Source organism: Flavobacterium hauense (assembly GCF_054457175.1).
In genome coordinates this window covers 1-16,020 of sequence record NZ_JBTKVX010000004.1, presented here as the reverse complement: position 1 = coordinate 16,020, position 16,020 = coordinate 1, and the positions used below count along the sequence as shown (strand labels likewise).

Here is a 16,020-nt window from a genome sequence, read left to right as displayed (position 1 = left end):
AAAAAAAATCCTGAACTGTTTCAGGATTTTTTTGTTTTCGATGAAAACTGAGACTGCGACTGAAAACTATTGCTCGTATAGCTCGCCTCTGTGCGGTTTCAGTGCATCTCTTACCGGAATCATATACTCATCGGTCACGACCATCCAGGCAATAGCATGCATATCAGACAGTATGTCAAATCCTGTGATGTTTAGCGGCAGTTTTTCTATTGCGATATACTCTTTAAGGTGAATCTCGTGGTGTTCGGCAGTTTTGGCTCCGGCCTCACCGCGAAAATCCCATATCAGTTTTATTTTTCTCATTTTTTTGAAAGCTGCAAAGTGGCAGAGGGGCAAAGTTACAAAGTTTCGCCAACCTGCAAGGTTTTTGAAACCTTGTAGGTTTAATTATTATAAAGTATTTATATTTAGCCTTTCTATGCCTACAAGGTTTTGAAACATTGCAGTGAACTAACATTAGTAATATGTTAATTTATGAGATACTTAAATTTGATAGTCATTATATTAATTTTTACTGGTTGCTCCAGTAAAAGGAAAGTTGTAGATAATAAGATTGATTTAAACGGCATCGTTTATGTATTACCTTATCAGGTTACCCAACGCTTGGCATTAATTGATATGGGCGATACATCTAATGTTTGTTTTTTTTTGGAAAAAATTGAAGATTTTAAATACAGGATTTATTTAGAACATTATGAGGAAAATGATAATTGGGCTAAACACACAAATCGATATATTTCAATTTCTGGTAAGTTATACCCTTTGACTTTTGAATTAGATATGATATTTGCAAATACTGAACCAGTTGGAGAGTTTTTACAAAATAACAGTGAAGGAAAGTTTATGCGAACTCATAGATATACAACAAGAGATTGGGGATTTCACATAGATTTTACTCACAAAGGGGAAATACTATATGAAGGAAATTAATGTGATTCAAAATAAATATGCTTTTATGAAACACCTCTACCTAACCGCCTTATTATTTTCAATAGCGATAACATCGGCACAGGAGCTTAACCTGCAACAGGCGAATGCTCTTGCCAAACTCCCTGTAAAATGCCTTCAGCAGGAATACCCAAACAAGCTAAGCCAGCTATTAGTTGATGCTTCAGAGATACAATCACCTAAACAGCTGCACCCTGCATTTTATGGCTGTTTTGACTGGCATTCATCGGTTCACGGGCATTGGAGTTTGGTATATCTGCTAAAGAAATTCCCCAACTTGGAAGGTAGGGAAGATATTATTGCCAAACTAAAAGTAAACCTATCTAAGGAGAACATAGCACGGGAAGTAGCTTATCTGAACAAGAAACACGAGAAATCATACGAACGTATGTATGGTTGGGCGTGGCTGCTGAAACTGCAGCAGGAGCTGGACACCTATAATGAACCTTTCGCTAAAGAATTGTCAGCGAATCTACAGCCTTTGACTACTATTCTCGCAGAGCGGTATATCGAGTTTTTGCCAAAACTGAATTATCCTATCCGTGTCGGTACGCATACCAGTACGGCTTTCGGACTTAACCTTGCCTGGGATTATGCAGTTCAGGCTAAGAATCTGCCATTACAGCAAAGTATCCGTACTAATGCATTACGCCTGTTTAAGAATGATATCGACTGCCCATTTGCATGGGAACCAAGCGGAACGGATTTTCTGTCACCCTGTATGGAAGAGATCGGTATCATGCAGCGTGTTATGCCTGCCAAAGATTTCCTGAAATGGCTGAAAGAATTTGCACCTGAACTATTCAACAAGAAATTTACCTGGAAGCCGGGAGAAGTGTCCGACCGTACCGATGGGCACCTCGTACATCTTGATGGATTGAATTTCAGTCGTGCCTGGAATTTATATATTCTTGTAAAACAATATCCTAAAGAGCTGGGTCACTTAAAACTTTTGGCCGATACTCACTTTAGATATTCACTTCCATCAATTACCGATGGTAATTATGAAGGCGAACACTGGTTGGCGTCGTTTGCTTTGTATGCTTTTGAGATGAAGGAGTAGCAAAATTAAAGATACTATGAAATTAATAAAGGTTATAATATTACTGTTCGGATTTCTTGGTTTAGCTCAGGAAAACACAGGTGAGTTACTGTTATTAAGAGTTGATATTGAAAGGAATTTGCAAATTGATAGAGAAACTTTTGGATATTTTGCTTTAGAAATGAAAGATGGAAAACTTAGTAATGATTTGAAATCAGTGCGTGTTTTTTTTGATGGTTTTACTGATGCTAATATAATATCTTGCATAAAAAGGGATTCCATAAATTTATCATCTCTGTTTAAAGATGATTCATTTGAACATGAGACGAAATATCTTAATGAGTACGATCATATACTCAAAAGCAATTTGCCAAAAATGCATGAACTTATGAAACTTGATGTTAGGTCGTCTTTATACAATGAAAAAGTGAAAATTTCGTACTTAGTTATCAAAGCCAATTATTGCAGAGGTATTATTGCTAAGCGAGATTCGGAAATGATGGGTGTTGAAAACGACATTATTTTAGTAATTAAGCCAATTTCGTTTGATAGTACATATACTATCCCTAAGTCATATATTTATGATATTGTAAAAGCAATAAATTTTAATAGTTTTCTCTTTTAAAAATTAAAATTTCTCTTTTTTGTATTGATTGATGTCCTCGCAATGACTGAAAAATAATTACTATTTTTGCACCATGCCAAGAGAACTTCAGATACAGGTGGCTCCGGAAGTAGCCGCACAACAGTCATTACTTATTGACCATATCGCTAAACTCATGCAGGTTAAGCCTGAGGAGATTAGGCATGTGGCCATTATTAAGCGTTCTATCGATGCCCGCCAGAAGAGCATTAAGATCAACCTTAAAGTGGCCGTGTACTGGAATGAAGACTACACCGAAACCAAGATCCAGCTACCTGATTATAAAGATGTCTCCAATAAACAGGAGGTGATTATCATTGGTGCAGGCCCGGCAGGTCTGTTTGCAGCATTGCAGCTTATTGAGCTTGGCTTAAAACCCATTGTGCTTGAACGAGGTAAAGACGTGCAGGAACGCCGCCGTGACCTGAAAGCAATTAACGTTGACCATATCGTAGGTGAGGACTCTAACTACTGCTATGGCGAAGGTGGAGCAGGAACGTATTCTGATGGTAAGCTTTATACCCGTTCTAAAAAGCGAGGCGATGTAGACCGTATCCTTGAATTGTTTGTAGGCTTTGGCGCCAACGAAGATATAATGGTAGAAGCCCATCCGCATATAGGTACGAACAAGCTTCCGAAGATCATCAAGTCAATACGCGAGAAGATCATTGAGTTTGGTGGAAAGGTGCTGTTTGATACCCGTGTCGTTGATATTCTTGTTAAAAATAATGAAGTACAAGGCGTTGTAACACAGAATGATGATGTTATAAACGCTTCTAAAATTATACTGGCTACGGGCCACTCTGCCCGTGATATCTTTGAGCTTTTAGACCGTAAAAAGATATTTATAGAAGCCAAACCGTTTGCCCTTGGCGTTCGTGCCGAGCATCCTCAGGCTCTTATAGACAGCATACAATACAGCTGCGATTACAATACCGGCAGGGGAGAATACCTTCCTCCTTCACCGTATTCTATTGTAAAACAAGTAAATGGGCGCGGAATGTACTCCTTCTGTATGTGTCCCGGTGGGGTGATAGCGCCATGTGCTACCAGTCCGGGAGAGGTTGTGACCAATGGCTGGTCGCCTTCAAAACGTGACCAGGAGACAGCCAACTCAGGTATTGTAGTAGAACTTAAACTTGAAGATTTTGCTCCTTTTGCTAAACACGGTGCCCTTGCCGGAATGGAATTCCAAAAGGCTATTGAGCAGAAAGCCTGGCGATTAGCAGGTGAAACACAGCGTGTTCCTGCCCAGCGTATGATTGATTTTACACAATCTAAAGTATCGGCTGATATACCAAAAACCTCTTATGTTCCGGGTACTACTTCGGTTGAGCTGGGACAGGTATTCCCGGGGTTCATTACGCAGGTTTTGCGTCAGGGATTTGTCGATTTTGGCAAAACAATGCGCGGTTACCTTACCAACGAAGCAATTTTACATGCTCCGGAGTCGAGGACATCTTCGCCGGTACGTATACCACGCGATAATTTCTCACTTGAGCATCTGCAAATCAAAGGGTTATATCCTTGTGGGGAAGGTGCAGGTTATGCCGGAGGTATCATTTCTGCTGCGATCGATGGCGAAAAATGTGCCATTAAGTGCGCAGAAAGCCTTGCCTAATATTGCACTTTACGTCATCCAAAAGTGCCAAAAACGCCATTTTGGTGCGTAAAATTAAAAAAGACAAAATATTGAAAATCAAAAGTTTGTAAATTAATATTGCACTTTTGGTTTTTTAGAATTTTGCTGTTTTTAATCTGTTTTTTTACTTCTGAAAAATTTATTTTCTGCCCAATCGAAAATTTAAGAATTTAAATTTTTCATTTCGGATGGTGTCGGCTATTTTCGCAAATAATAAAATTCCTACAGACCAATCTAATGAAAAAATTATTCGCCTTTTTCTTTTTTGCACTTTCTTTTACTGCTCACTCACAATATAATTTCAGCGTTGCCGATTCGGTGCTGGCATCCTTCAATAAACCCGGATCGCCGGGGGCTACGGTGTTAGTTCGAAAAGAGGGTAAGGTAATTTACCAAAAGAGCGGCGGTTATGCCAATATAGAAAAAGGTGAAGCGATAAACGATAAGACACTGTTTAATTTGGCTTCTGATACCAAGCAGTTTACAGCTTCGTGTATCATTATGCTTGAACAGAAGGGCAAGCTTAAGCTCGACGATAAGCTGTCAAAATACTTTCCTGAGTTCCCGGATTATGCCCAAAAGATCACTATCCAGGACCTGCTGAACCACACTGCCGGACTGGTTGATTATCGAACTGCTTTCTGGATAGCAGGTAAGGAGTTAGATGCAGTGTCTAATGAGGATATAAGGAAAATGCTGAAGGCGACTCCTTTAAATTTTGAGCCCAAAACTGAGTGGAGCTATAGTAACTCCAACTATTGGTGCCTGGTTCAGATCGTTGAGCAGTTATCGGGTATGCCTATCGGTAATTTTGCCGATAAAAACATCTTTAAACCTTTAAAGATGAAAGATACACGTTATCATCGCGATGTAACAAAGCTAAATAATGGGGCTATAGGCTATGCCATTGAGGGTAATGCGTATGCCGAAAGTGATAAGGATACCGGTGTGTTTGGTGGTAGCGGAATGTTTTCTACGTCCAACGATATGCTGAAATGGCTTGATGAGATGGACACCAAAAAGAAATTGGGTACTGCCTTTTGGGACGCTATGCTTAACGGGCAAAAGCACGCAATAGGTGGAAATGCCTTCTACTCAAATGCTTTGTTCTTTAATCCTTACAAAGGTAAAAAGTGGATATACCATGGTGGAGATCTTAGTGGATATCATTCGGTTATGAGTTATTTTCCTGAGGAAAAGCTGGATATCATTGTCTTTACTAACATGGGTGACTTTAATGTAATGAATATGCAGGGCGCTATCGCAAGCCAGCTTTTTGGGTTTAAGTTTGCTTGGCCTGCATCGGCTAAGCCTCTACAGTCAGCTGTGCAGTTGTCTAAAGAAGTTCTTGAAAAGTATGCAGGGATATATGAAGCGATGGGGATGTTTTTTGAGATATCGGTAAGCAATACTACGATCAATGTAACGCAATTATGGGACGGGGAAAGTTATGATGCTCAGGTTACAGGTGAGGCTTCGTTTACTTTTGCCGAGGCAGGAGCCGATTTTGCCTTTGAAAATATCATAGACGGTAAAGCACAGCTAATGAAACTGACCCAGGATGGAGAGACGCTTGAACTGAAACGTACCAATAGTTATAAAGGGCCAGATAACAGTGCTTATGCAGGACGTTTTCTTTGTAAATCTATAAATGCTGAATATGATTTTTATGCTAAAGGCGGAAAATTCTTTTATTCGATAAACGGAAAAGAAGCAGCGACTATTGGCGTGATCGAAAAAGACACGGTTACAATTGAACAGGGTAAAGTGACTTACCACCGTAATGCTGAAGGAACAGTAACAGCTTTTACCCTTGACCATCCAAGGGTTAAGGGTCTTGAATTTGAGAAGATATAGTTATCGGATGAAAAGCCTCTCGTCAAAATCAAAAGGTTCGACCAACTTTACTTTTATCTTTTTAAAATCTTTGTGAGAAGGGTTGATTAGGTAATTGAACTCGCCCTGTACTACTGCCGAAGGTACTTTCAACACCACAGTCTTTTCATTGGTTACAAAAGCATCTCCTATTTCCTGTGTGGAATGGGCATGCGGAAGCGACTTCCAGTCTTCAGGAAGATTGGCTGGTTTCAATTCGGTTATCTGTACGGTATTCGGAATTTCTATGGCAATGATAACATAGTCCAAAGGTAATATTCCTAATGGAGTATGTACAGCAATCTCAGTAGTGCATAAGGCTCGCGACTCGCTGGTGTATACCATAGCCGTGCCTTTGCTGTTCCACCGACCGCCGGCTTTCTCGGCACCGCGTCCGCTAAGGTCATTGGCATAGGCCGCTTTGCTTAATCGGAAAACTATCATGCCAGTATGCCGTGCTCTATCCTTGTAAGCTCATCTTTTAAGAGGCCTATCCCGAAAGAACTGTCAAAAAGCTCTTTTGGTTTTATTTTACCAAGGGCAAGGTTTAGGGTATTTAGCCAGGTGTTGAAGTTTGTGGTGTGGCCAAAAACCTCTATTCCTTTTTTATACAAAAGGGCTATCTCAAGTATTTTTTCTGACTGAAGGGCATCAAAGGTGCGCTCTTCTTTTTTGTAGCGTTGCATGGTGCGTTCTGACACGTGAAGGAACCCTGACCATTCAGCAAGGTCAAACGGGCTTTTCTCCATAAAGTTTACAAACACGGGAAATTGTATTCCCTGCCTTACCAGAGATATCAAAGACATGATGTTTTGATCGTCTATGGCATTGTAACTGATGTTTTTACTGAAAAGGTCAATCGCTTCCATGGGGCTTCAGTTTTTGATAATGACAAAGTTACAAAACATTTTAAAACTTACGACATTTGTCGTGTTAATTTTCAAAATTGTCGCAAATCATAAAGTTTTTTTTATTTCAGAAAAAAATGAAACTTTGTGATAGTTTAGCATGGATTTTGTTTACATTTACCTGTATCTAAAATTATTAACCGTCCTGCAGGTTTCTGAAACAGGTCAAATTTGTCAGGATTAAATTTATTGCCATGGCAACAAAAAAAATAATACAGCTTTCTAAATCTGATATTATAGATAAATACTCAGATTATTGCCTGATGAATGGGCAAAAACCGGCATCAGTATATAAATTTTCTAAAGAAAATGGTTTTGAAGAAGCGGAGTTCTATAAACACTTTACTTCTTTTGAATCACTCGAAAATTTCTATTTTGTAGAAATGTTCAACTGTACGCTTCAGGCATTAGGTCAATCGACTGCTTATTCAGAATATGGAGGGGTAGAAAAACTTTCAGCGCTCTATTTTACGTTCTTCGAGATGGCTACGGCCAACAGGAGTTTTGTGATTTATACTATGGAAGAAGGCAAAAACAAATTAGAAAACCTTAAAAAGCTGAAAGCACTACGTAATGAATTCATTCATTTTGCCGAAACTGTATTGGAAAAACCGGTGCAGATAGAAAATGAACATGCCAATAAGATACAGGGGCAAGCGCTGCGTGAAGGCGCGTGGCTCCAGTTTCTTTCTATCTTCAAATTCTGGATGGAAGATACCTCGCCGGGCTTTGAGAAGACAGATGTGTACATCGAAAAATCGGTTAAGGCATCAACAGACCTGGTTTATAACAGTCCGTTAAAAAGCCTTTTAGACCTTGGTAAATTTGTTTGGAAAGAAAAATTTACTGCATAATGAAAAGACTGGATTCTATTCCCACAAATAAGGTTGAGAGGGTAACCAAACTGGTTACAACAGGTGTGAAGGTAGGGGGTAATTATCTGAAGTATTACAGTCAGAAGATGGTAAATCCTGATTTGACAAAAGATACTTTGCATAAAGACAATGCATCTGATATTTATGACGGGCTAAAAGAACTGAAAGGCAGTGCGCTTAAAGTGGCACAAATGCTGAGTATGGAAAAAAACCTGCTGCCTCAATCGTATGTAGAGAAGTTTTCGCTGAGCCAGTTCTCGGTGCCGCCGCTTTCTGCGCCATTGGTCATTAAGACATTTAAAAGCTATTTTGGTAAGGAACCACATATGCTCTTTGACGAATTTAGCGCAGATTCTATTAATGCCGCAAGTATAGGGCAGGTGCACCGCGCTAAAAAAGACGGGAAAAACCTTGCCGTAAAAATACAATATCCGGGAGTAAGGGAGAGTATAGGTACTGATATAGCATTAGTAAAACCCATTGCTATAAGGATGTTTAATCTTCAGGGTGCTTCTGATGAATATTTTCAGGAAGTTGAAGATAAGCTGATGGAAGAGACTGATTACATACTGGAACTTAAACAGAGCGAAACCATCCGTATTGCCTGCGCCCATATTGACAACCTGAAGTTTCCAAAATACTATCCTGAGTTCTCTTCTGAAAAGATCATTACAATGGACTGGATGGAAGGTATACATCTTTCTGAATTCTGTAAAACAGAGACCTCACAGGATAAACGCAATAAGGTAGGACAGGCGCTATGGGATTTTTATATGTATCAGATACACGAACTTAAAAATTTTCATGCCGATCCGCATCCGGGAAACTTTCTTGTAGATACTGAAGCTAACCTGATGGCTATCGACTTTGGCTGTATGAAAAAGATACCTGACGATTTCTATGTGCCGTATTTTGACCTGGCTAAAAAAGAAAACCTGAATAATGCAGCCTTCTTTAACGATAAACTATATGAACTGGAAATATTGAAAGCTAACGATTCACCAAAAGAGATTGCGTTCTTTTCTACACTATTTCATGATTTGCTTACGGTGTTTACCGAGCCATTCCAGCAGGATCGCTTTGATTTTTCAGACACGAAGTTTAGTGATGCTATTGCAGGGCTAAGCGAAAAATTTGCCAATGATAAGACATTGAGAAAAATGAATGGGAATCGTGGTTCTAAACATTTTATCTATGTAAACAGAACATTTTTTGGCTTGTATAGCTTACTCTTTGATCTAAAGGCAGATATAGATGTAAGTTCCTATAACGGATATATATCTAAAATATAATCCTCTTATTAAAGTCTCCTGTTTCGGCAGGAGATTTTTAGTTAAGGAACCGGAATTTCTTCTTCCAACAAATTGTGTTCTGTCTTATCATAGTAGATACAGGTCATCTCAACCATGTCGACTACCCACTTTTCAACACCGTTTTCGGCACAGTGGGTGCAAAAAGTAGCATAGTCGGTTTCACCGGCCTGATGCGCATTGAGCTGATGGATGAACTGGTTCTTGTCACTTTTATCGGCAATCTGTTTAAGATCATATTTTGCAGGCGATTGCACCCTGAAATTATCACTGCCCCAGTAAACGGTATGCCCGTCTTTTACATAGGTTGTATAATGTATTACCCCAAGCTTTATGAGGTCTTGTACATATTGCGGAAAATCGGCGCCACTCTTTACTTTTGAGTGTGCTTCCTTGATTTGGTCAATAGTAAACATACTCGTCAATTTTAGGATACTAAAGGTACAAAATTTTAAGGTTAGGTGTTTTTAGAGATGGTATAAAATGTTGTAATGTAGTTTTTTACAAAAAAAAAGCACCTGAATGATCAGGTGCTTTTGCTTAAGCCTGCGGAATATCTTCAACAATGAGTGCATTGCCGGCAATGTCATAATACGTACAGGTCATGCGTGTAATATCGGTTACCCATTTTTCTACTCCTGCGCTGGCAGCCTGCCTGCAAAAGGTCATATAATCTGTTCCTCCGGCCTGATGTACCTTCAGGGCTTTGCCAAGTTGTGAAACTGAAGAGGTCTCTGCTATTTCAAGAGTTTCATACTTGACAGGAGATTGTGCCATATGATCGTTATCACCGCAAAATATGCTGTGTCCGTCTGTTACGAAAGTGCTGTAGTCGGTAACGCCCAGTGCTTTAATATCCTGGATGTACTGAGGAAAATCGGCGCCGCTTTTTACTTTGCTGTGCGCATTTTTAATCTGATCGATGGTAAACATGATTTAATAAATTAAGAATTAATACACTGCAAATATTCAAAAGGCAGCAATCCTGTAATTGTAAAAAATCGTTTATCTGGTATCTGCCGAAAAGAACTGTTCGGGAGTTTCGCCGGTAAAGGTTTTGAAGTCTTTTATAAAGTGAGACTGGTCAAAGTAGCCTGCTGCATAGCCAAGCTCGGTAAAGCTGTTGTTGCTGCTGTTATTTATGACCGAATTGATACGGATGATAGATGAGAATTTTTTAGGCGTAGCGCCAACAGTTTTGCGGAATCGCTTTTCCAACGGACTTTGGCTTATGTAAAGTCTTTGCGCCAGCTCATTAATGCGCAGCGTACCGTTAGAATTGATGATGAGGTTAAGTGCCTGCGATACTAACAGGTCAGACTCTCTGTGCTGCAATTGCGAAAGGAGGAATGCTTCAACGATCTTTATTCTCTGATTGTCCGTTTCGACTTCTGCTAATTGCTCTTCTACTGTTTCAATGACTGATTTTGGTATGAAAGTATCGAGGGAAAGGCTTTCGGAGAAGATCTCGTTTATCGGAATCTTAAAAAAGTGGGAAGCGCCGGTCTCCGTAAAGAAAACCAGTACTGTACCTATGTTTGCAGAATTTTTAAATATCTGATATGAATCCAGCAGTCCGGTTATTCCGGAAATGGAAAGGTTTCCTTCTCCCGATCCCTTTATCTTTTGCAGCGACCCGCGGTACTGAAACCCTATAACCGCCGAGGTTCCCGGCAGCACCTTATATTCTTTGGCCTCGCTATTTTCAGAAATAACAAAGTGCCTTATATAAGGCTGAAGGCTAACGCTGGGTATGTATCTGTCAAACCGCATACCCAAAGGTACATAAAAAGGGACTATTCAAGTCCCTTTTTGTCTGGGTGCCAAAAGGGTTTGGTCTTTATTTGTTTAGGGGAGAAATTCAGTTCTTTTTTAAAGTAATTGTTCAGTCCCACGCATATGGAAGTTTCTCCGGCTATATATACAGCCGTACTTTCTTTACGGATGCCACTCCACGATATTTCTGAAATAAGATCTTCAAGCGTATTGGCGCACGATTCCAGGAAACCAAAATTACGTTTAGGATAGATGTCTTCAAAGTGATGGTCCCTGCTGGAAGAATATACTATTCCTGCTGCTGTTTTGTTATAGCCGGTATGGCGGTTAAGCTCATACAGGTGGGCAAGAGATGAGATATCTCCCAGGAATAAATGATTGTGGGCATCCGGATTCAGGGTGAATTTGCCTTCAGGCCCGCGGAAATATATGGTGTCTCCGCAGTCCAGGCTTTGTACCCATTTGGCGCCCTGCCCGTTAGAAAAGGTACAGATGGCAAGATCGGCCTCATTGGTCAGGTCGTCATAATACCAAATAGAGTAGGTGCGCACAAGATTAGTCAGCGAGGTGATGTTGTCAAGTCCTACCAGGACCCTGAGTTGCTGGCCGGGGATATAGTTCTTTAAGATGTCGCCACTGATCTTTATCCTGATATGATAGGTCGTGGGTGTTATCTGTTCTTTATGGATAAGCTCCGCACTGCGGAAAGTCTTGTTGATGATAGTTTGTATAAAGCTCATATTATGGTGATTTGCTTGTGCAAAGTACCGTAAGGAGCTTTAAATTCTGATTTTACAAATAATGTAAATTATTGGACTATTCGCGGAATTTTTTTCGAAATAAGAGTGGAGTGAGACCCGTTATTTTTTTGAATAGCCTCGAGAAATAGGTGTGGTCGTCATAACCGAGCGTATAGGCTATTTCCTTAATGTCGGCATCAGTATAATATATCTGTTTCTTGGCTTCGGTAATCATGGCGTCCTGCAGCCAGTGCGTTACCGATAGCCCGGTAACGGTATTGACACAGTGATTGAGGTGAGAAGTAGTGATGTTCAGTTTTTTGGCATAGAACGATGGCAAGTGTAAAAAGGAATGCTGCTCCAGCAAATTTTTGAATTTGGCAGTTATGATGGTCGCCTGTGTTTTGGCTTGTGGCTTTATGTGTCCTTTTTTGTAATACAAAGCGGATGCCTGACTAAGAAAAGCAGTAAGCAGGCCATTGAGGATAATTGCTTTATAGGGATTATCCGATGTAAAGGTGCTGTAGAGAAGGGCAGCGGTTCCTTCGAGATCGGCTCCTTCGTTCTCTTCAAATTTTATATACTGTTGCTGTGCCGAGAGGTTTTCGAGCATTTCACGCAAATGAGTGGGGGCAAGAAAAGATTCTACTGTCATAAAAAAGCCCCTGACATCATTGCTTGCATCTTTTGGGGCGTGCACCTGATAAGGTTTTACAACCATCAGCCCCTTTGACGAGAGATGAAAGTCTTCCATGTCGCAGTGAAAGGTAGCTGTGCCCTCGAGGACTATAAGAAAGATATAATGGTCGTCCATGTGTTCTTCCATATAGTGCTCGGGGCCTATTTCTTTTTTTGCATCCTCAAACGAAACATAGTCCAGGTCGATACCGCCAACCGCACGGGCATCCTGTTTGTTTATGGGTATGTTTTTGAGGGTTTTCATATTGGCTAAGACTCTTTATACGGCCTTAATGAGTTTATTGCTTTTTCGATCTCACTTTTCTGTGCATCGTCTGCATAGGTATAGATAAAACCAAAAGCAAAACCTTTTTCGATAGTAATGAGGTAGGTTTGACTTATGCGCATATCTTCCAGGTAGGTAACAAGATTCATTTGGTAAAAATCCATTCCGTTCAGTGTTTTCTTGCGAAAAGAATTATCTATCTGAACAATATTCATAGTGCCGCTGCTAAGTCCTTTGTTTAACTTATTGAGATATACCTCAGGAGTTACGGCAAAAGAATATTGGCCTACATTTTCGGCAATCATTATCAGGTTATGATTAAAGGGAACTGTATTGGGTTCGTGGGCAAAAGCAGTAAAAAGGTTGGCCGTGGTAATTTCAGAAGCTTTTATGGCTGCATTTTTTTTGGTATCATCGGTAAGTGCAGCATCGCGGCCTTGCTGCATAAGCTCTTCTTTCTGTTTTTCATCCTGTACCTGCCAGCCTTTTGGCACGTCCATCTTAACATTAAAAAAAGTATTGGTGTAGGTATTGTTTCTTACGCGGCCGTAGTCAAATCCTTCAATTTCTTTTACTGCAACAGGCCTGTCTTCATATTTGTTGCATCCGGCCAGGATAAAAAAGGCAATAAAAAGTACAGCTTTAATGGTTTGTTTCATGGTTGGTTATTTGATGTAAAAATAAGTAAATAACTAAAATAGCCTAAGTTTATGTCTTCATATCAAAGCATGCTGTATAATATTGTCAACTACTACTATCAAAAAGTTAAACGGCCTGTAATCCGCAAAGTTTTTCTTATTTTTGGAAGCTATTAGGATGTTATGACAGAAGAAAAAGTAATACTGGTAAACGAGAAGGATGAGCAGATAGGCCTTATGCCAAAAATGGAGGCTCACGAAAAAGCCTTACTACATCGTGCTTTCTCGGTTTTTATACTGAATTCAGACAATGAGGTCATGCTGCAGCAGCGTGCAGCCCAAAAATACCATTCACCACTATTGTGGACAAACACCACCTGCAGCCACCAGCGCGAAGGCGAGTCTAATATCGAAGCAGGAATACGCAGGCTAAGGGAGGAAATGGGATTTGAGACCGATCTGAAAGAGCTTTTCTCTTTCATATACAAAGCACCTTTTGATAACGGCCTGACCGAACACGAATTGGACCATGTGATGATAGGCTACTATAATGAAGAGCCAAACATCAACAGGGATGAGGCCGAAAGCTGGAAGTGGATGAGCATTGACGCTGTTAAAGAAGACATGCAGCAGCAGCCCGAACTGTATACTGTATGGTTCAGGATCATTTTTGATGAATTTTACCATTTTTTAGAAGACCATAAACTATAGTTTAATAGTTGACGGTTGTCAGTTGTCAGATAATCCGGCAACCATCAACCAGAAACCAACAACCAAAAGATGAGAGTAACCGTAAGCAGAAGTGCCCATTTTAATGCTGCCCACCGCCTGTACCGCAAAGACTGGAGCGAGGAGCAGAACAATGCTGTTTTCGGCAAATGCAATAACGCTAATTTCCACGGGCATAACTATGAGCTTATAGTGAGCGTTACCGGAGAGATAGACCCGCAGACGGGTTATGTTATTGATATAAAAATACTGAAGGATATTATTGTTGATGAGGTAGAAATGCCTTTTGACCATAAGAACCTTAACCTTGATGTGCCTGACTTTGCCGACCTGAATCCTACGGCTGAGAATATTGCCGTTGTGATCTGGAACAGGGTAAGAAGGCGCATAGATAGCGCAATGGATATTGAAGTGGTGCTTTACGAGACGCCACGCAATTTTGTTACGTACAGGGGAAACTAAGTCCAATCCAAAAAACATATATAATGAAATTGTATCCAATGGTCTTTGAGCCCATCCTGCAGGACAGGATATGGGGCGGAACCAAATTAAGAACCGACCTTGGCAAGACCAACCTGCCTACCGAAGCTACAGGTGAAAGCTGGGAGCTTAGTGATGTAAAAGGCAATGTGAGCGTAGTTGCCAATGGTGACTACAAAGGGCAGGACCTCGCAGGGCTGCTTGAGAAATTCCCTGCCGAGGTGTTGGGCTATAAAGTCTACGAGAAGTTTGGAAATGAATTTCCGTTATTGTTTAAATTTCTTGATGCAAGAGACGATCTTTCTATTCAGGTGCACCCTAATGATGAACTGGCTAAAAAACGCCATAATTCTTTCGGCAAGACCGAAATGTGGTATGTTATGCAGGCTGATGAGGGTGCGCGCATCATTGTAGGTTTTAAGCATAAATCGAGCCCTGAGGAATATTTGGAGCATCTGGAAAACAAAAGCCTTATTGAGATACTGAATGAAGTACCGGTAAAAAAAGGCGATGTTTTCTTTCTTGAAACAGGAACCATTCATGCGATAGGAGCAGGGATAGTGATTGCCGAGATACAGCAGACATCTGACATCACATACAGGATATACGACTGGGACAGGGTAGATGCACAGGGTAATTCACGCGAACTGCATGTTGAGCTTGCACTCGATGCGATGAACTATAACACTACCGAGACCCAAAAACATTATACCACATTACAAAACCAGCCTAATGTAATGGTGGACTGCCCGTATTTTACTACGAGCTACCTGCCGCTTAACGGCAGTACAGGTGTAAGCAAAGAGGGCAGCAGCTTTACGGTTTACATTTGTACCGAAGGCGAATTTGCCGTGGAAGCCAATGGCGAAAAGCACAATTTCAAAAAAGGTGACACGGTACTCATACCGGCTTCATTAAAGATTTACATCCTTTCGGGAGAGGCTACGTTATTAGAAATAGGCATTTCTTAACAAAAGAGTCGGAGAATAACCGTAACTTTGCAAACAAATTAAAAATAAAATAGAGATGGCAAGCGTAAAAAACTTAAAGAAAGACATCAATTTCGTATTAGGAGACATTATCGAAGCGGTTTACGTTTGGGAAATAGCTACAGGCGGAAAACCAACTGAAAAAACAGAAGCGCTTATAGATGAGGCTATTGTCCTTTTTGACAACCTTATTGTTAAAGTAAATCAGAAAAACGTTGAAAATAAAAAAGAACACTTCAGGGCTATCAACAAACAGCTTGAAGAATCTGCTACACAATTAGTTGAGAAAATCAACGCGCTGTAAGCAGAAAAAATCAGTAAAATGGGGCGATAAATAGTTGCAAAATTCAAAACCGCACTATATATTTGCACCCGTATTGAGACGCCGGTGTAGCTCAGCTGGCTAGAGCAGCTGATTTGTAATCAGCAGGTCGTGGGTTCGAGTCCCTCTATCGGCTCAA

20 protein-coding genes and 1 tRNA gene are annotated in these 16,020 nt (G+C 40.4%); 12 read left to right on the top strand and 9 right to left on the bottom strand.

Annotated features, from left to right (window positions below):
- Positions 1-66: 66 nt before the first annotated feature.
- Positions 67-303 carry a hypothetical protein gene (locus ACX0HA_RS03305; protein WP_458843851.1) on the bottom strand — a complete coding sequence of 79 codons (237 nt, stop codon included), beginning with the start codon at positions 301-303 and terminating at the stop codon, positions 67-69.
- Positions 304-474: 171 nt separating this feature from the next.
- Between ACX0HA_RS03305 and ACX0HA_RS03300 the strand changes: the two genes are divergently transcribed.
- The 5 genes from ACX0HA_RS03300 (at position 475) to ACX0HA_RS03280 (ending at position 6,132) form a co-directional block, all read left to right on the top strand.
- The gene (locus tag ACX0HA_RS03300; protein WP_458843850.1) at positions 475-930 is read left to right on the top strand and encodes a hypothetical protein; all 456 of its coding nucleotides are present in this window, start codon (positions 475-477) and stop codon (positions 928-930) included.
- 25 nt (positions 931-955) lie between these two features.
- Positions 956-2,011 (top strand): DUF2891 domain-containing protein, encoded by a 1,056-nt coding sequence (locus tag ACX0HA_RS03295; RefSeq protein WP_458843849.1) that lies wholly within the window; start codon positions 956-958, stop codon positions 2,009-2,011.
- 16 nt (positions 2,012-2,027) lie between these two features.
- Positions 2,028-2,615, top strand: coding sequence for a hypothetical protein (locus ACX0HA_RS03290; RefSeq protein ID WP_458843848.1), 588 nt, complete (start codon positions 2,028-2,030; stop codon positions 2,613-2,615).
- Between the two features lie 73 nt (positions 2,616-2,688).
- Positions 2,689-4,254: an NAD(P)/FAD-dependent oxidoreductase gene (locus tag ACX0HA_RS03285; RefSeq protein ID WP_458843847.1), complete on the top strand. Its 1,566-nt coding sequence runs from the start codon at positions 2,689-2,691 to the stop codon at positions 4,252-4,254.
- 258 nt (positions 4,255-4,512) lie between these two features.
- Positions 4,513-6,132: a serine hydrolase domain-containing protein gene (locus ACX0HA_RS03280; protein WP_458843846.1), complete on the top strand. Its 1,620-nt coding sequence runs from the start codon at positions 4,513-4,515 to the stop codon at positions 6,130-6,132.
- Here ACX0HA_RS03280 and ACX0HA_RS03275 read toward each other — a convergent pair whose 3' ends face one another.
- Both ACX0HA_RS03275 and parS read right to left on the bottom strand, forming a co-directional pair.
- A complete protein-coding gene (locus ACX0HA_RS03275; RefSeq protein WP_458843845.1) occupies positions 6,133-6,594 on the bottom strand; it encodes an RES family NAD+ phosphorylase in 462 nt (153 codons plus the stop codon).
- Positions 6,591-7,019, bottom strand: coding sequence for a type II RES/Xre toxin-antitoxin system antitoxin (gene parS, locus ACX0HA_RS03270; RefSeq protein ID WP_458843844.1), 429 nt, complete (start codon positions 7,017-7,019; stop codon positions 6,591-6,593). Before parS ends, ACX0HA_RS03275 begins: the two co-directional genes overlap by 4 nt.
- A 233-nt stretch (positions 7,020-7,252) precedes the next feature.
- On the opposite strand from parS, the gene ACX0HA_RS03265 reads away from it, so the two are divergent.
- Positions 7,253-7,912, top strand: a complete 660-nt coding sequence (locus ACX0HA_RS03265; protein WP_458843843.1) for a TetR family transcriptional regulator C-terminal domain-containing protein — start codon at positions 7,253-7,255, stop codon at positions 7,910-7,912.
- Positions 7,912-9,225, top strand: a complete 1,314-nt coding sequence (locus ACX0HA_RS03260) for an ABC1 kinase family protein (RefSeq protein ID WP_458843842.1) — start codon at positions 7,912-7,914, stop codon at positions 9,223-9,225. Before ACX0HA_RS03265 ends, ACX0HA_RS03260 begins: the two co-directional genes overlap by 1 nt.
- Before the next feature lie 41 nt (positions 9,226-9,266).
- Here ACX0HA_RS03260 and ACX0HA_RS03255 read toward each other — a convergent pair whose 3' ends face one another.
- From ACX0HA_RS03255 to ACX0HA_RS03230, 6 genes are all read right to left on the bottom strand, one after another.
- Positions 9,267-9,659 (bottom strand): DUF1398 domain-containing protein, encoded by a 393-nt coding sequence (locus tag ACX0HA_RS03255; RefSeq protein ID WP_458843841.1) that lies wholly within the window; start codon positions 9,657-9,659, stop codon positions 9,267-9,269.
- A 124-nt stretch (positions 9,660-9,783) separates the two neighbouring features.
- Positions 9,784-10,176 carry a DUF1398 domain-containing protein gene (locus ACX0HA_RS03250; protein WP_458843840.1) on the bottom strand — a complete coding sequence of 131 codons (393 nt, stop codon included), beginning with the start codon at positions 10,174-10,176 and terminating at the stop codon, positions 9,784-9,786.
- A gap of 72 nt (positions 10,177-10,248) precedes the next feature.
- On the bottom strand, positions 10,249-11,016 hold the full coding sequence (locus ACX0HA_RS03245; RefSeq protein WP_458843839.1) for a helix-turn-helix domain-containing protein: 768 nt from the start codon (positions 11,014-11,016) through the stop codon (positions 10,249-10,251).
- Positions 11,017-11,039: 23 nt separating this feature from the next.
- A complete protein-coding gene (locus ACX0HA_RS03240; protein WP_458843838.1) occupies positions 11,040-11,759 on the bottom strand; it encodes a siderophore-interacting protein in 720 nt (239 codons plus the stop codon).
- A 76-nt stretch (positions 11,760-11,835) separates the two neighbouring features.
- Positions 11,836-12,702 (bottom strand): AraC family transcriptional regulator, encoded by an 867-nt coding sequence (locus tag ACX0HA_RS03235; RefSeq protein ID WP_458843837.1) that lies wholly within the window; start codon positions 12,700-12,702, stop codon positions 11,836-11,838.
- 5 nt (positions 12,703-12,707) lie between these two features.
- Positions 12,708-13,382 (bottom strand): hypothetical protein, encoded by a 675-nt coding sequence (locus ACX0HA_RS03230; RefSeq protein ID WP_458843836.1) that lies wholly within the window; start codon positions 13,380-13,382, stop codon positions 12,708-12,710.
- A gap of 162 nt (positions 13,383-13,544) precedes the next feature.
- On the opposite strand from ACX0HA_RS03230, the gene idi reads away from it, so the two are divergent.
- From idi to ACX0HA_RS03205, 5 genes are all read left to right on the top strand, one after another.
- Positions 13,545-14,072 (top strand): isopentenyl-diphosphate Delta-isomerase, encoded by a 528-nt coding sequence (gene idi, locus ACX0HA_RS03225; protein ID WP_458843835.1) that lies wholly within the window; start codon positions 13,545-13,547, stop codon positions 14,070-14,072.
- Between the two features lie 69 nt (positions 14,073-14,141).
- Positions 14,142-14,552, top strand: coding sequence for a 6-carboxytetrahydropterin synthase (locus tag ACX0HA_RS03220; protein ID WP_458843834.1), 411 nt, complete (start codon positions 14,142-14,144; stop codon positions 14,550-14,552).
- 23 nt (positions 14,553-14,575) lie between these two features.
- Complete coding sequence (locus ACX0HA_RS03215) at positions 14,576-15,541, top strand: type I phosphomannose isomerase catalytic subunit (RefSeq protein ID WP_458843833.1); 966 nt, start codon at positions 14,576-14,578, stop codon at positions 15,539-15,541.
- A 55-nt stretch (positions 15,542-15,596) separates the two neighbouring features.
- Complete coding sequence (locus ACX0HA_RS03210; protein WP_458843832.1) at positions 15,597-15,863, top strand: hypothetical protein; 267 nt, start codon at positions 15,597-15,599, stop codon at positions 15,861-15,863.
- A gap of 80 nt (positions 15,864-15,943) precedes the next feature.
- A tRNA-Thr gene (locus tag ACX0HA_RS03205) sits at positions 15,944-16,017 on the top strand.
- The last annotated feature ends 3 nt before the right edge of the window (positions 16,018-16,020 follow it).

Bases quoted from the DNA above. Each gene is read 5' to 3' on its own strand.
- ACX0HA_RS03305 (WP_458843851.1), bottom strand. From the start codon at position 303: ATGAGAAAAATAAAACTGATATGGGATTTTCGCGGTGAGGCCGGAGCC.
- ACX0HA_RS03300 (WP_458843850.1), top strand. From the start codon at position 475: ATGAGATACTTAAATTTGATAGTCATTATATTAATTTTTACTGGTTGC.
- ACX0HA_RS03295 (WP_458843849.1), top strand. From the start codon at position 956: ATGAAACACCTCTACCTAACCGCCTTATTATTTTCAATAGCGATAACA.
- ACX0HA_RS03290 (WP_458843848.1), top strand. From the start codon at position 2,028: ATGAAATTAATAAAGGTTATAATATTACTGTTCGGATTTCTTGGTTTA.
- ACX0HA_RS03285 (WP_458843847.1), top strand. From the start codon at position 2,689: ATGCCAAGAGAACTTCAGATACAGGTGGCTCCGGAAGTAGCCGCACAA.
- ACX0HA_RS03280 (WP_458843846.1), top strand. From the start codon at position 4,513: ATGAAAAAATTATTCGCCTTTTTCTTTTTTGCACTTTCTTTTACTGCT.
- ACX0HA_RS03275 (WP_458843845.1), bottom strand. From the start codon at position 6,594: ATGATAGTTTTCCGATTAAGCAAAGCGGCCTATGCCAATGACCTTAGC.
- parS (WP_458843844.1), bottom strand. From the start codon at position 7,019: ATGGAAGCGATTGACCTTTTCAGTAAAAACATCAGTTACAATGCCATA.
- ACX0HA_RS03265 (WP_458843843.1), top strand. From the start codon at position 7,253: ATGGCAACAAAAAAAATAATACAGCTTTCTAAATCTGATATTATAGAT.
- ACX0HA_RS03260 (WP_458843842.1), top strand. From the start codon at position 7,912: ATGAAAAGACTGGATTCTATTCCCACAAATAAGGTTGAGAGGGTAACC.
- ACX0HA_RS03255 (WP_458843841.1), bottom strand. From the start codon at position 9,659: ATGTTTACTATTGACCAAATCAAGGAAGCACACTCAAAAGTAAAGAGT.
- ACX0HA_RS03250 (WP_458843840.1), bottom strand. From the start codon at position 10,176: ATGTTTACCATCGATCAGATTAAAAATGCGCACAGCAAAGTAAAAAGC.
- ACX0HA_RS03245 (WP_458843839.1), bottom strand. From the start codon at position 11,016: ATGCGGTTTGACAGATACATACCCAGCGTTAGCCTTCAGCCTTATATA.
- ACX0HA_RS03240 (WP_458843838.1), bottom strand. From the start codon at position 11,759: ATGAGCTTTATACAAACTATCATCAACAAGACTTTCCGCAGTGCGGAG.
- ACX0HA_RS03235 (WP_458843837.1), bottom strand. From the start codon at position 12,702: ATGAAAACCCTCAAAAACATACCCATAAACAAACAGGATGCCCGTGCG.
- ACX0HA_RS03230 (WP_458843836.1), bottom strand. From the start codon at position 13,382: ATGAAACAAACCATTAAAGCTGTACTTTTTATTGCCTTTTTTATCCTG.
- idi (WP_458843835.1), top strand. From the start codon at position 13,545: ATGACAGAAGAAAAAGTAATACTGGTAAACGAGAAGGATGAGCAGATA.
- ACX0HA_RS03220 (WP_458843834.1), top strand. From the start codon at position 14,142: ATGAGAGTAACCGTAAGCAGAAGTGCCCATTTTAATGCTGCCCACCGC.
- ACX0HA_RS03215 (WP_458843833.1), top strand. From the start codon at position 14,576: ATGAAATTGTATCCAATGGTCTTTGAGCCCATCCTGCAGGACAGGATA.
- ACX0HA_RS03210 (WP_458843832.1), top strand. From the start codon at position 15,597: ATGGCAAGCGTAAAAAACTTAAAGAAAGACATCAATTTCGTATTAGGA.